General features: G+C 64.0%; 13 protein-coding genes. 7 read left to right on the top strand and 6 right to left on the bottom strand.

Annotated elements, in window-relative coordinates; translation table 11 throughout:
- Positions 1-95 precede the first annotated feature (95 nt).
- Both AAE021_RS05595 and AAE021_RS05590 read left to right on the top strand, forming a co-directional pair.
- Complete coding sequence (locus tag AAE021_RS05595; RefSeq protein ID WP_342024630.1) at positions 96-791, top strand: YigZ family protein; 696 nt, start codon at positions 96-98, stop codon at positions 789-791.
- Positions 784-1,992 carry a class I SAM-dependent methyltransferase gene (locus AAE021_RS05590; protein ID WP_342024629.1) on the top strand — a complete coding sequence of 403 codons (1,209 nt, stop codon included), beginning with the start codon at positions 784-786 and terminating at the stop codon, positions 1,990-1,992. Before AAE021_RS05595 ends, AAE021_RS05590 begins: the two co-directional genes overlap by 8 nt.
- 79 nt (positions 1,993-2,071) lie before the next feature.
- Here AAE021_RS05590 and AAE021_RS05585 read toward each other — a convergent pair whose 3' ends face one another.
- The 6 genes from AAE021_RS05585 to AAE021_RS05560 form a co-directional block, all read right to left on the bottom strand.
- Positions 2,072-2,671, bottom strand: coding sequence for a hypothetical protein (locus tag AAE021_RS05585; protein ID WP_342024628.1), 600 nt, complete (start codon positions 2,669-2,671; stop codon positions 2,072-2,074).
- 28 nt (positions 2,672-2,699) lie between these two features.
- Positions 2,700-3,668, bottom strand: a complete 969-nt coding sequence (locus AAE021_RS05580) for a DUF2332 domain-containing protein (protein ID WP_342024627.1) — start codon at positions 3,666-3,668, stop codon at positions 2,700-2,702.
- 82 nt (positions 3,669-3,750) lie between these two features.
- Positions 3,751-4,026, bottom strand: a complete 276-nt coding sequence (locus AAE021_RS05575; protein WP_342024626.1) for a helix-turn-helix transcriptional regulator — start codon at positions 4,024-4,026, stop codon at positions 3,751-3,753.
- Positions 4,013-4,654: a hypothetical protein gene (locus AAE021_RS05570; protein WP_342024625.1), complete on the bottom strand. Its 642-nt coding sequence runs from the start codon at positions 4,652-4,654 to the stop codon at positions 4,013-4,015. The genes AAE021_RS05575 and AAE021_RS05570 overlap by 14 nt, the downstream gene beginning before the upstream one ends.
- Positions 4,655-4,785: 131 nt before the next feature.
- Entirely contained in the window at positions 4,786-5,364 is a 579-nt protein-coding gene (locus AAE021_RS05565) for a DUF1349 domain-containing protein (protein WP_342024624.1), read from the bottom strand.
- A 2-nt stretch (positions 5,365-5,366) separates the two neighbouring features.
- Entirely contained in the window at positions 5,367-6,599 is a 1,233-nt protein-coding gene (locus tag AAE021_RS05560) for an MFS transporter (RefSeq protein WP_342024623.1), read from the bottom strand.
- 31 nt (positions 6,600-6,630) lie between these two features.
- On the opposite strand from AAE021_RS05560, the gene AAE021_RS05555 reads away from it, so the two are divergent.
- The 5 genes from AAE021_RS05555 to AAE021_RS05535 all read left to right on the top strand — a co-directional run bounded on the left by AAE021_RS05555 (position 6,631) and on the right by AAE021_RS05535 (position 12,939).
- Positions 6,631-7,677 (top strand): LacI family DNA-binding transcriptional regulator, encoded by a 1,047-nt coding sequence (locus AAE021_RS05555; RefSeq protein WP_342024622.1) that lies wholly within the window; start codon positions 6,631-6,633, stop codon positions 7,675-7,677.
- A gap of 545 nt (positions 7,678-8,222) precedes the next feature.
- Entirely contained in the window at positions 8,223-9,536 is a 1,314-nt protein-coding gene (locus tag AAE021_RS05550) for an ABC transporter substrate-binding protein (RefSeq protein WP_342024621.1), read from the top strand.
- A gap of 66 nt (positions 9,537-9,602) precedes the next feature.
- Positions 9,603-10,610 (top strand): sugar ABC transporter permease, encoded by a 1,008-nt coding sequence (locus tag AAE021_RS05545; RefSeq protein ID WP_342024620.1) that lies wholly within the window; start codon positions 9,603-9,605, stop codon positions 10,608-10,610.
- Complete coding sequence (locus AAE021_RS05540) at positions 10,607-11,512, top strand: carbohydrate ABC transporter permease (protein WP_342024619.1); 906 nt, start codon at positions 10,607-10,609, stop codon at positions 11,510-11,512. The genes AAE021_RS05545 and AAE021_RS05540 overlap by 4 nt, the downstream gene beginning before the upstream one ends.
- Positions 11,512-12,939 carry a GH1 family beta-glucosidase gene (locus tag AAE021_RS05535; protein ID WP_342024618.1) on the top strand — a complete coding sequence of 476 codons (1,428 nt, stop codon included), beginning with the start codon at positions 11,512-11,514 and terminating at the stop codon, positions 12,937-12,939. The genes AAE021_RS05540 and AAE021_RS05535 overlap by 1 nt, the downstream gene beginning before the upstream one ends.
- Positions 12,940-13,042 lie beyond the last annotated feature (103 nt).

Genomic DNA, 13,042 nt, shown 5'->3' with positions numbered 1-13,042 from the left:
TGTGCGGCGGGGGCCACGCACCGGCCGCGGAGGCGCCGGCGGAGGCCACCGGGGCAACGGAAGGAACGCCGGCGGGCAGCGCCTAAACTGGAGCAGTGAATGAACAGGTCGGAACGGATGGACAGGGCGGAACCAGGGGGCGCTACACCACCATTGCCGGCGAACACCGGCATGAACTGGAAATCAAGCGTTCCCGCTTCATCACCGTCCTGCGCCGCGTCGAGACCGAGGAGGACGCCCGCGCCCTGGTGGCCGGCCTGCGCCGCGAGTTCCATGACGCCCGGCACCACTGCAGTGCCTTTGTCCTGGGCCCGGACCGGAACGTGCAGCGCTCGAGCGACGACGGCGAGCCTTCCGGCACCGCCGGCATTCCCATGCTCGAAGCCCTGACCAAACGCGAGACGTTCGACGGCGCCGCCGACCTCAGCGACACAGCCGCCGTGACCGTACGGTATTTTGGCGGCATCCTGCTGGGGGCTGGCGGCCTGGTACGGGCCTATTCCGAGTCGGTGTCCTCCGCGCTGGCCACCGCCCGGCTGATCCGGCGGCGCAGGATGCAGCTGTACGGCATTCCGGCCGGACATTCCGCCGCCGGCCGGCTGGAAAATGACCTGCGCACGGCCGGCGTCAGCGTCCTGGGCACCGACTACTCCGCGGCCGGTGCCCAGCTTCACGTTGCACTGCCCGATACCGCCGATGCCCTGGCAACCTTCCATTCCCGGCTGGCCGCCCTGACCGCCGGAGCCTCCGACCCGGTCCCCCTAGGAACGAAATGGATCGACCTTGACTGATGTAACCCCGGAGCCCGTAACTCCGGAGCCGGCCGGCCCCGCGGCCTTTGACTTCTCCCGCCTAAGCCGCCGCCCGGATATCGAAGCGGAGAACCTGCAGGCATGGGACGCCGCGGACCGGCTCCTGCTCGACACCGCAGCCGCCGATCTCGCTGCCGCCGCGGCCGGCGGCCCGGAGCGCAACGGAAGCGGCGCCGTCGTCGTCATCGGTGATGCCTACGGCGCACTGACGCTCGGAGCCGCCGCGGACCACGGGCTGGCGGGCCTTCGGGTGCACCAGGATCCGCTCAGCGGCGAGCATGCCCTGGACCGCAACGCCCGGCAGCTCGGGCTGGAAGGCGCCTACCGCCACCACGCCCTGGAACCGGCACTTCTCGACGGCGCACGGCTGGTGCTGCTGCGCCTGCCGCGCTCGCTGGATGCGCTGGAGGAGATCGCCGGGCTGATCGCCGCCCATGCTTCCCCGGAAGTGACGGTTTACGCCGGGGGCCGCATCAAGCACATGTCCACCGCCATGAATGATGTGCTGGCCCGCTACTTTGGTTCGGTGACGGCGGGGCTGGGCCGGCAGAAGTCGCGGATCCTGACCGCAGCCGCTCCCCTGCCGCCGGAGGCTCGCCCGGCGGCGCGCTTTCCGGTGTCCCAGCGCCACGAGGTCGGTTTGGCCGCGCCGCTGGAGCTGTGGGCACACGGAGCCGCCTTCGCCGGTCCCGCCCTGGACATCGGCACCCGGTTCCTGCTGCCCCTGCTGGCCGGTGCCCGTTCCGCGGAGCGGGCTGTTGATTTGGGCTGCGGAACCGGCGCCATTGCCGCGTATCTGGCCCTGACGCGTCCGGCGCTGCAGGTCACCGCCACGGACCAGTCGGCTGCGGCGGTGTCCTCGGCGCAGCTCACCGCCGCCGCCAATGGTGTCGGCAACCGGGTGACGGTGCGCCGCGGCGATGCCCTTGCCGGTTTTCCGGACGCGTCCGAGGACCTGGTGGTGCTGAATCCCCCGTTCCACATCGGCGCCAGCGTGCATGCCGGAATTGCCCTGAAGCTCTTTGCGGATGCCGGCCGGGTCCTGCGCCCGGGTGGTGAACTGTGGACTGTCTGGAACAGCCACTTGATGTACAAGCCGGCCCTGAACCGGCTGGTCGGTCCCACCCGGGAAGTCGCCCGGAACCCCAAATTCACGGTGACGGTCAGTACGCGCCGCTGAGGTTCCGGCGTCCCGGCTCCGTCGGCATGGAGCCCCGTCGGCAACTTCCGGATGCGCAGCGAATCCTGCCGCCCTGCCGCTAGGAGTAGAAGGGCAGTCTTTGATCCGCAACCACCGGAACGACGTCGATACGTGGTTCGGCCAGTAACTGGTCGATCAGCTCCCGATCAGCTCCGATGCCGGCCCAATGGGGATCGACGTCCGAGGTGATGCACCAGGTCCGGTTCGAGGGCCAGATGAAGGCAGGGGCCGGCATGGGGCGGCCAGTTTCCTCCTGCCACGAGTCACTGACCGCCCCGGAGAAGAAGCCCTGCAGCGGGACCCTGCACAGGTAGTACTCACGGTTGGGGACCACCACACGGGGTGTCCGAAGTATGGGTTCAGGGAACGCCTCTTCGCCCCAGCCGTCCCAGATCAGCAGGTATCCCTCGGCGGGTGAGTCCGCGTGCCGCAGCAGCGTTCCCGCCGCGATGCGGAGCTGGTCATCATCCGGGAGGACGCCACCCCGGCGTACAGCCTCATTTTCGGACTGACCCTCGTAGGACGGATCAGCAATGAACCGCAGCCGCGCATACGCCGGAAATCCCGGAGGACCCAGCGTCACCAGGTTCCACCAGTGCTCACCGCTGGCCGCGATCCACTGCGCGGCGGTCAAATCGCTGGAAGGAATAAACGTCATGGCGCCATCATGCCACTGAGGCATCGAGTCAGGTCAGGGACTGGGTGTACTGTCCGTGGGGTCCGGTGAGGGCGACCGGTTCTCCGTTTCTCGCCAGAACAAAGGCACCGTCCTGTGGTGGTGTCCGACTGGTAATCCGGGCAGCAATGCCGGGCAGGACCTGCAGGCCTTCGTTGCTCAACCAGACGCAGTCGAGGGCACTCACCTGGTCCACGAATTGCTGGCGTTCCGGATGGCTGAGGTAGACGAGCACGGCACTGTGGAAGATGACCAGGGTGGCCTCCGGCGGGGCCAGCCGTGCCAATCTGCCAATCTCCTGGTTCAGGTCGCCCGCCACGAGCAGGGGCGGATCAGCGGCGACCACAGCCGCGGCGGCATGGAGGCGTCGGCGCCGGGCCTCATGTTCAGGCCAGATGAGGGCCTCCAGCCACTGCAGGTTCCCGCGGTCAGTGATGTCGATGGGGTTCAAGTCGATGCCCGCACGCCAGATCACTTCGGGAATCCTGGTCGGGACGGTGGATTCACCCCGCAGTTCGCATTCGAGCAGCACGTCAGTGGCCTGCGGAGGATCTATCCGGACCTGCCCGTCCTCCCGCTGGTAGCTGTAGCTGTACCGGTCCGGATACAGGCAGATCCCGGCGGAGGCTCCGACCTCCAGCAGCGCAACCGGCCCTTCGATGGCGGCGAGTTGAGGAAGGAGGACCGCGCACCGGCCGGCCTCGTTGGTCTGGGTGGAACGGGTCCGGATGACCCGCTCCACCTTCTGCCAATTGCCGAGCAACCAGGGCCGGAAGTTTTGGTAGCTGCCCAGTGGCGCCCCCTGCGCCCGGGCTGCGGCGAACACCAGGTTCGGTTGCCGCTTCGCCGGCTGAAGCCCGGCCAACAATGCCTGGACTTCCGGATCCATGGAGACGCCCAGGGCCCAGTCCTCATAAATGTCTGAAACGCCGTGCGCTTCGAGTTCCGCGAAGCCCCGGTAGGTGTTGGCAATGGTCATGGCTGGATACTAGCCCGGAAGGCTCACCCCGGCTGGGGGGCTGCGTCGTGCCTGGCCCTGCTGGCGCGTCGGTGGCGTTTGGCTACAGGGGTTTGATGGTGATCAGTTCTGCTGGGGTGGTGTCCAAAGCGTCACAGATAGCGGTGAGGGTGCTGAAGCGGATGGCTTTGGCCTTGTTTGTCTTCAGGATGGACAGATTAGCCATGGTTATTCCTGTTCGCCGGGAGAGTTCAGTGAGCGTCATGCCGCGCTGGGTGAGGACCCGGTCGAGGTGGCACTCGATGCGGTGTTTGACCGGATCCTCCCCCGGCACGCCGCCGTCGTTAGCCTTGGTCCTGCGTGGTTCAGACAAGGCCATCCGCTGCTTCCTCGAGCCGTGCTCCTGCCCTAAAGGCCGTGGACAGGGCAAGCCCGACGACCCCGGTGATGATCATAAAGAACGGCCAGCGGGCAGGGTTGGTACTGGTGACGGCGTAGTCGGCGCCAAGCGGAAACTGGATCCCCTGGGTGAAGGTGACGGCCACGTCGTAGATCGCTTGACCGGCAATGCGGTCGAGTACTCCGTAGAGGATTCCGCCGAGGATGAGGATCAGGCTAAGAACGGTCATGCTGCGCCGCACGGAGGACGAGAAGGGCCGGCTGGCTGCGATTCCGCGTAAGGCGCGGGTAATGAGAACTGCGGCAAGGAGTGCAATGAGGATATAGACCATTGCCGGTGTTGCGCACAGCACCCGCAGCCAGGCCGGGGCATCTGCGAGGTAGCCGGTTGTCCCTTCGCGAAGCTCGGCCTGGTTGATTTGGGGCAGGCTTGTCAACGGCAGCCGCGGGTCAGCCCCGTTCAGGGCGAAGACCGCCCGTCCCGTGATGACGGTGAAGATTTCGAGGGCACTTCCCACCGCGGCAAGGACTGCGACAATCCAGACGGCGATCACGGAAAGCTTCACGGACGCCCCTGATGTTCGGTTTATTACTGGAGTGGTGCTCATGGTTCCCCCTCATATTGATTATCAATACGTATTGAAAAACAATATGACCTTGCGACGCTAAAGGCAAGGGTGTGCCAGCACCCCCTCCAGCCAGCATGTCCCCTGATACTGGACCCCCTTCTTGCCGACTTTCAGGAATGCAGGTCGATACCCGCCGAGGGGCGGATGCTGAAGTCAGTGAAACCAGCATGCAGGTCGCCGCGTTCAGGCGAACAGGCCATGACACCCACTTGGCACCGACCGTTTATTTGCAGATAGCCGAGGCGCAGGCTCGTCCACTGCCCCTCCGCCCCCGGGCGCTCAAGGTACTGCACATGGATGGCGTTAGCCTGGCGGGTCAGCCTCAGGGTTACCGCGTCACGGCCTGCTTCCATGGGGCTTAGCGACCAGTCCGAGGTGCCGTTGGTAATAACGGTACTTAGCTGCAGTGCACCATCGCTGTACTCAACGCCTGCCTTCACCCACGTTCGCTCATCGCACCGGATCATGAGACCTGCCTGGTCGTAGAGCGAAGTGAATCCTCCGAACACTGTCGCGGTAACGACAAAATCCCCCTCCACTTCCCGGTAGAGAAAATGCCCGCTGTCGCGGGTGAACCCGTAGTGTGTTTCCCGCCAGAAATCTGTTGCGGCAGCAGTTTCGATAGTCAGCGAGTCTGCACCATTCTCCCAGTGAGGGGGTTCGTTCAGCCATTCCATATCTTCGAACATGTTCATCCTTTTCTTGGGGAGCCGGTGGTGCTCCGGCGAAGCAGGACCGGAGCAAGGGTGAGGAGAAGTGCGCCGAGGGCAGCCACAGCAATCATGGCACCCCGCAGTCCCGCTGCCTCGGACCAGAGCCCAACGTAAACCGGGCCAAGCAGGAACCCCAGATAGGAGACGGCCGCGAGCCATGACGTTGCCCGTCCCTGAGCAGCTGCGCTGGAGGCACGGGACACGATACCCAGCAAGGTTGGATAAAGCACGGCCGTTCCGGCTGCGGCGACGGCGAGTCCGGCCAAGGCTGCGGCGAGGTTTGTGGCTCCTGCGAGCAGGCCTGTGCCAACGGTTGCAGCTGTGGCACCGAGGATTACGGTCCGCGTGGCATGAGCCGGGTTCAATCGGCCTGTACTGAAGCGGGTAACGGCAGCGACCGCTGCGAACATGGCAGGAGCTGTGGAGCTGAGGTCAGAACCTGTGTCGAGGACATCTTCAAAGAACACTGCCGCCCAACTCTGATGGGCATTTTCCCCGGCAAGGGCCAGCGCTGCCAGGAGGCCCGCGAGCACAACCGGCAGAAGCGGAAAGGCGGAGTTCCTCGCCGATGCAGCCTTGGCCACTCCCATCCTCTCCGGTTTGGATGTTTGGACATCCCGGCTGTTTCCAGGTTGTGGCGGCAGAGCGAACAGTAGATAACCGGCGGCGAGGAACATTGAGGCTGCGGCCAGGGAGAAGCCGACGGCGGGTGTCATCCCTAAACTGTTCAGCACGCCGGTGAGCAGGCTTGAAACCACAACGAAGGCCGAGAAGGTGCCGTGGGATCGGGTGATCACCGGCCGGGCCATCACCCTTTCTGCGGATCCTGCCCCTGCGTTGATGGCAACATCGGCAGCTCCGCTGGCTGCGCCAACCAGCAGCAGGCCCAGGCTGAAGCTGGTCATTCCCGTGGCGGTTAAGGCCACGCACAGACCGGCCGCTCCCTGCAGGCTCAGCGCAGCAGCTGTGGTCACCCGAATGCCGAATCGGTCGAGAAGGCGTCCGGTCAGGAGCATGGCAGGGAGGGCGCCTGCGCCGATGAACAGCAAGGCGGTGCCCAGCTCTCCGTCCGTGAGACCGCTCTGGTCCCGGATCCGCGGAATGCTTGCTCCCCACGTTCCCCAGAACACACCGAAGGCGGCAAAGGAGGCATACGAGGCGTACGAGATGCTGGAGCCTTTGTGTTTTGCTCGAACCGCGGGGGATGTCATGTGTGTAACGATACACACATAGACTGGTTCCATGCCAGAACCAGGGAACCCCGAAAGAGTAACGCTAACCGACGTCGCCAAACAGGCCGGTGTCTCAGTCATGACCGCGTCGTATACCTACAGCAAGCCGTCCCGGGTGTCAGCTGCTTCCCGCCGGAAAGTTCTCGCGGCGGCCGAAGCGCTCGGGTATGCAGGACCGGATCCGAGTGCCCGTTCGCTGCGCAGGGGAACCAGCGGAGCCCTCGGCGTCGTGCTTGGAGAGACGCTGCCCTACGCTTTCGAGGACCCTCAAGCGGCCCGTTTCTTGGCGGGCATCGCCGATGTCTGTGCCCAACACCGGCTGGCAATGACCATTCTTCCCAGCAACGGGTCAGCCGATGACAGCCAAAGGATCCGTGCAGCGGCTGTCGATGGGTTTGTGGTGTGGACTACCACCGATGATGACCCGGTGCTCGAGGCGCTGAGCCTGACCGGCAAACCTGTTGTTGTTCATGCAGGCCCGGAACGGGAAGGGTTTGGCGTGGTGGGAATCGATGATCAGGCAGCAGCCCGCGCAATTGCTGCGCTTGGGCTCCGTGGAAGCCGGCGGCCCGCAGTCATCGCCTTCCCCTCCACCAGGGAACGCATCGAAACACTCGACAGTGGGCCCGATCCCTTCGATTCAACCTTTCCGGTCACCCGCAACAGGCTGCAGGGTTTCAAAGACGCAGTTACCGCTGTCGGGTTCGACTGGAACGGAATCCAGGTGGCTTTCTGCTCGACCAACACCCTCACTGACGGAGAGCAGGCCGCGCTAAGACTGCTGAATCAACCCGACAAGCCAGATGTGTTCCTCGCGATGAGTGATGAACTGGCTCTCGGAGCCCTCCAAGCGGTCGAAGCACAGGGAATCGCTGTGCCCGCCCAACTTGCCCTGACAGGCTGGGACGCATCCGCTGCCGGTACGGCCAAAGGCCTGACTTCCGTGTACCAGGATCTCCGTGAGCAGGGCGCGGCCGCCGCACGGGCAGCAATACAGGGCCTGTCCGGATCAAACCGGAAGGCTTGGAAAGTGGTTACGGGGCACACGACTGGCTGACCTTATTGGCGTTCCTTCGCGAACAAACCGCACCTCGGACAGGCCTCGGGTGCGAGCCGCAGCGGAGAACGGCACGGTTTGGCTGCACCGCGTGGCCGGCGGCTTAGTCTTGTAAACCGATCGTTATACGCACCGATAGGTGAGCCACGCTGCGTAGCCTTCGGCAGTCGCGAAATCCTCAACCTCGTTTCACCAAGGCACAGCCACCCACAAAGGCAACCCCTGGATCGTAGACCTACCCGACTGAGCTTTAACCCGCTCCGGCGGCCCGCCGCTGGCCGCGCCTCGTTCGAAAATATTCCAGAGAGCGCTCTCTTGACAGTGACGCCGATCACTTCTAGTGTGATGGAGAAGTCAAGAGAGCGCTCTCTCAGCAGGGGGTTCGGCATAACACCGGATTCCGCCCGAGCGTACGACTCTGTTCCAGCTATCTAATTTCCAGCTATCCCTCTTCCCGCTTCCGTCGATCAGGCCTCATAAGTTCCACGACGCACGGTCCACTGCCCGGGATATCTACTGCTCCACCCACACACAAAGGAGTGACCGTGAAGAATTTCCGATACCCCGCAGCGGCAATCGCAGGTGCCGCCGCAGTGGCGCTGCTCGCTGTAGGCTGCGGCGGAGGCGACCAGGAAGCCGCCAGCGCCGACAATCCCGTCGAGCTGAGCGTCACGACCTTCGGAACCTTCGGCTACGACGATCTGTATGCCGAATACGAAGATGCCAACCCCGGCATCAAGATCAATCCCAACAACATCGACCGCGGCGAGAATGCCCGCACCGACGCCTTCACGAAGCTGTCCGCCGGATCCGGCCTGAGCGATGTCGTGGCCATCGAAGAAGGCTGGCTGGGTTCGATCATGGAAGTGTCCGACCAGTTCGTTGACCTCAACGAATACGGCGCGGAAGACATCAAGGACAACTGGGTCGATTGGAAGTACAACCAGGGCACCGACTCCGACGGCCGGGTTATCGGCTACGGAACGGACATCGGCCCCCAGGGCCTCTGCTACAACGGCAAGCTGTTCGAAGCCGCCGGACTGCCCAGCGACCGTGAAGCAGTTGCCGAACTCTTCGGTGGAAAAGACGCCACCTGGGAAAAGTACTTCGAAGTTGGCCAGCAGTACAAGGACAAGACCGGCCTGGCCTGGTACGACCAGTCGGGCTTCGTTTGGAACTCCATGGTGAACCAGATGGAGGAGGGCTACTACACCGCCGACGGTGAGCTGAACATCGAGGATAACGCCGAGATGAAGGAGCAGTTCCTGCAGCTGGCCGAAAACACCGAGTCCGGCCTGTCCGCCAACGAGAAGAAGTGGGACTGGGGCAAGGGCAAGGCCTTCACCGACGGATCCTTCGCAACCTTCGTCTGCCCGGGCTGGATGCTCGGCACCATCAAGACCCAGCTCGAATCCGCAGGTGCGGGCGCAGAAGCAGGCTGGGACTTCGCCGATGTATTCCCCGGCGGAGCTTCCAACTGGGGCGGCGCTTTCCTCTCCGTCCCGGAGACTTCGGAGCACAAGGAAGAAGCCGCCAAGCTTGCAGCCTGGCTGACCGCACCCGAGCAGCAGGTCAAGCAGAGTGCAGCCGCCAACAACTTCCCCAGCACGCTTGAGGCCCAGGAGCAGCTCGCTGCAGAAGCCGCACCGAACGAACTGTTCAACAACGCCCCCACCGGTGCCATCCTCGCCTCCCGTGCGGAAGGCGTGAAGGCGCAGTTCAAGGGTCCGGAGGACTCAATCATCCAGGACAAGGTCTTCAGCGCCGCACTGGGCCAGCTTGATGCCGGCACCACTGACGGTGAAGCCTCCTGGAACGAGGCCATGAAGCTCCTGAACGAGCTCGTAGTCAACAACTAGCAAATCGTCGAACGCGGGGCCTCCGGCAGTTTGCCGGAGGCCCCCCAGATGGACTGCGAGAACGTCATGACCGTTACCCTCAAACGCCCTGCCCCGGCGGCGCCGCCGCCCAAGACCAAGTCCCCGTTCAAATACCGCCTCAGCGGCTGGGACCTCAAGTACTCCCCGTACCTGTACATCTCCCCCTTCTTCCTGCTCTTTGCGCTGGTGGGCCTCTTCCCGCTCGTCTACACGTTCTTCGTCTCGCTGCACGACTGGCACCTGCTCAAGGGCCAGGGCGAATTTGTGGGGCTGAACAACTTCACCGAAGTCCTGCAGGACCGGTTCTTCTGGAACTCGCTGGGGAACACGATGAGCATCTTCCTGCTCTCCGCCATTCCACAGCTCATCGGTGCCCTGTTCATCGCCGCCGTCCTGGATCAGAACCTGAGGGCCAAGACGTTCTGGCGCATGAGCGTCCTCCTGCCCTACGTCGTCACCCCGGTGGCGGTTGCCATGATCTTCACCAACATGTTCGGCGAGGACCAGGGACTGATCAACAACCTGCTCGGTAACTTCGGCATTGATCCGATCATGTGGCGGACCGATACCCTGCCGAGCCACATCGCGATTGCCACCATGGTGAACTGGCGGTGGACCGGCTACAACGCGCTGATCCTCCTCGCCGCCATGCAGGCGGTTCCCCGCGACATTTACGAGTCGGCGGCGATCGACGGCGCCGGAGCCTTCCGCCGCTTCTTCAGCATCACGCTGCCGAGCATCCGGCCCACCATGATCTTCGTGATCATCACCTCCACCATTGGCGGACTGCAGATCTTCGCCGAACCGCGGCTCTTCGATCCCACGGATCCCGGCGGCGCCCAGCGCCAGTTCCAGACCACCGTGCTCTATCTCTGGGAGATGGGTTTCCAGCGGTCGAACTTCGGCAAGGCATCCGCCATTGCCTGGCTGTTGTTCCTGCTGATTGTGATCATCGGAATCGTCAACTTCTCCATCTCCAAACGGATTGCGTCAGCCGATGCCAAGACGCCCTCAAACCGGGCGAAGCGCCGCGCCGAAGGGAAACGCAAATGAGCATCCTGGAAAAGAACACGGCGGGGAGCAAAGCCTCCACGCCCGCCCACCCCGGACGGCCGCTGCGCCAGCGGATCTTCGGCAACGGGCTGAAGCCCGGCTACCTGACGTACGGGCTCCTCCTGGCCTTCTTCCTGGGCTCCTCCTATCCGCTGTGGTGGTCCGTCGTCGTCGGGAGCCGGACCAATGCGGCGCTGGGCCTGGAATGGCCACCGCTGCTGCCGGGAGGCAACTTCTGGAACAACGCCGCGGAGGTCTTTGGCACCATCCCGTTCTGGACCGCGCTCTGGAACAGCATCCTGATCTCCACCATCATCACCGTGTCAGTGGTGACCTTTTCCACCCTGGCCGGCTATGCCTTCGCCAAGCTGCGGTTCCGCGGCAACGGCGTCCTGATGGTCGCGGTGGTAGCCACCATGGCCATCCCCACCCAGCTGGGCATCATCCCGCTCTTCATGGTGATGAGGACCCTGGGCTGGACCGGTGAAATTGGTGCGGTAATTGTTCCCACGCTTGTCACGGCGTTCGGCGTCTTCTTCATGCGGCAGTACCTGGTGGACGTGATCCCGGATGAACTGATCGAATCCGCCCGCATGGACGGGGCCAACATGATCAGGACTTTCTGGCACGTGGCTTTGCCCGCTTCCAAGCCGGCGATGGCCATCCTGGGCCTGTTCACGTTCATGATGGCCTGGACCGATTTCCTCTGGCCGCTGCTGGTTCTCAACGCCAACAATCCCACGCTCCAGACCGCGCTCAGCCAGCTGTCCTCGGCCCGCTACGTGGATTACTCAGTGGTGCTGACCGGCGCGGTGCTGGCTACCATCCCCCTGCTGGTTCTCTTTGTGCTGGCAGGCAAACAACTTATTTCCGGAATTATGCAGGGAGCAGTGAAGGGCTAATGACAATCAACATCCCGGTGGAGAACACCTGGCCGGCCGGCTTTATCTGGGGATCGGCAACCGCCGCGGCCCAGGTGGAGGGCGCGGCCCGCGAAGACGGCAAGGAGGACTCCGTATGGGACGCCTTTGCCGCCGCTCCCGGAAACGTCCTGGCGGGAGACACTCCCGCCGTGGCCGTGGATCACTACCACCGGATGCCGGCGGACGTGGCCATCATGAAGGACCTGGGACTGGACTCCTACCGTTTTTCCACCAGCTGGGCGCGGGTCCGTCCCGGTGGCGGCAGCACCAACGCCAAGGGACTGGACTTCTACTCCAGGCTGGTGGATGAACTGCTCGAGGCCGGCATCCTGCCGTGGCTCACCCTTTACCACTGGGACCTTCCGCAGGCGCTGGAAGAAAAGGGCGGTTGGGCCAACCGGGACACCGCACACCGGTTCGTGGACTATGCCAATGACGTCTACTCCGCCCTGGGCGACCGGGTGCGTCACTGGACCACGTTCAATGAGCCTTTCTGCTCCTCGCTGCTGGGCTACGGCTCCGGAGTCCATGCCCCGGGCCGCCAGGAACCGCGGGCAGCAATTGCCGCCGTCCACCACCAGCACCTCGCCCACGGCCTGGCCGTGAATGAGCTGCGCAGCCGGGGCGCGGAAAATCTGGGCATCACCCTGAATTTGAGCAACTCCATCCCCCGCGATCCGAATGATCCGGTGGATCTGGAAGCGGCCCGGCTCTTCGATTCGCTGCAGAACCGAATCTTCCTTGATCCCATCCTGCGGGGCAGGTATCCGGAGGACACGCTGGCGGACCTGGAGCCCTTTGGGCTGGGAGAAGTGATCAAGCCCGGAGACCTGGACATTATCGGAGCGCCCATCGACTTCCTGGGCGTCAATCATTACCACGACGACATGATCAGCGGTCATCCGGACACCACCGGCGCTGACGGCCACGGCGGAGGCGCCGGCAAGGAAGCAGCCTCCTGCTGGATCGGAGCCGAGCACATCACCTTCCCGAGCCGTGGCCTGCCGCGCACCGCCATGGACTGGGAAGTGAACCCCGACGGCCTCCGCAAACTCCTGGTGAGGCTTGGCGAGGAATATCCGACACTCCCCCCGCTGTATGTGACCGAAAACGGCGCGGCGTACGACGACGCCGTCAGCCCGGAAGGAACGGTGCCGGACCCCGAGCGCACCCAGTACATCCTCGACCATATTGATGCGGTGGGCCGGGCGATCCACGCCGGAGCCGACGTCCGCGGCTACTTTGTCTGGTCGCTGCTGGACAACTTCGAATGGTCCTGGGGTTACAGCAAACGCTTCGGGATTGTCCGGGTTGATTATGAAACGCAGGACCGGATAATCAAGGACAGCGGCCTTGCCTACAGCCGCTTGATTGCAGCCAGCCGCACCGCGGCCCCCGCCGTGTGAGGACCGGTACAGTGGAAAGCCAGCCGCACACCCGGACCAACAGTGCAGGGAGAATACAGTGAGCACCGATTCCGGCTCTGTCAGACCCGCCCCCACGCTTGAA

The sequence above is a fragment of the Arthrobacter citreus genome, assembly GCF_038405225.1.
In the GTDB taxonomy this organism is placed as follows: domain Bacteria; phylum Actinomycetota; class Actinomycetes; order Actinomycetales; family Micrococcaceae; genus Arthrobacter_B; species Arthrobacter_B citreus_A.
Note: the sequence above shows the minus strand (reverse complement) of the source record. Positions and strands in the feature narration are given on the sequence as shown.

What these genes read in the sequence shown, in the direction of transcription:
- AAE021_RS05585 (WP_342024628.1), bottom strand. Translation starts at nt 2,671, where the DNA reads ATGACGTTTATTCCTTCCAGCGATTTGACCGCCGCGCAGTGGATCGCG.
- AAE021_RS05580 (WP_342024627.1), bottom strand. Translation starts at nt 3,668, where the DNA reads ATGACCATTGCCAACACCTACCGGGGCTTCGCGGAACTCGAAGCGCAC.
- AAE021_RS05575 (WP_342024626.1), bottom strand. Translation starts at nt 4,026, where the DNA reads ATGGCCTTGTCTGAACCACGCAGGACCAAGGCTAACGACGGCGGCGTG.
- AAE021_RS05570 (WP_342024625.1), bottom strand. Translation starts at nt 4,654, where the DNA reads ATGAGCACCACTCCAGTAATAAACCGAACATCAGGGGCGTCCGTGAAG.
- AAE021_RS05565 (WP_342024624.1), bottom strand. Translation starts at nt 5,364, where the DNA reads ATGTTCGAAGATATGGAATGGCTGAACGAACCCCCTCACTGGGAGAAT.
- AAE021_RS05560 (WP_342024623.1), bottom strand. Translation starts at nt 6,599, where the DNA reads ATGACATCCCCCGCGGTTCGAGCAAAACACAAAGGCTCCAGCATCTCG.
- AAE021_RS05555 (WP_342024622.1), top strand. Translation starts at nt 6,631, where the DNA reads ATGCCAGAACCAGGGAACCCCGAAAGAGTAACGCTAACCGACGTCGCC.
- AAE021_RS05545 (WP_342024620.1), top strand. Translation starts at nt 9,603, where the DNA reads ATGACCGTTACCCTCAAACGCCCTGCCCCGGCGGCGCCGCCGCCCAAG.
- AAE021_RS05540 (WP_342024619.1), top strand. Translation starts at nt 10,607, where the DNA reads ATGAGCATCCTGGAAAAGAACACGGCGGGGAGCAAAGCCTCCACGCCC.
- AAE021_RS05535 (WP_342024618.1), top strand. Translation starts at nt 11,512, where the DNA reads ATGACAATCAACATCCCGGTGGAGAACACCTGGCCGGCCGGCTTTATC.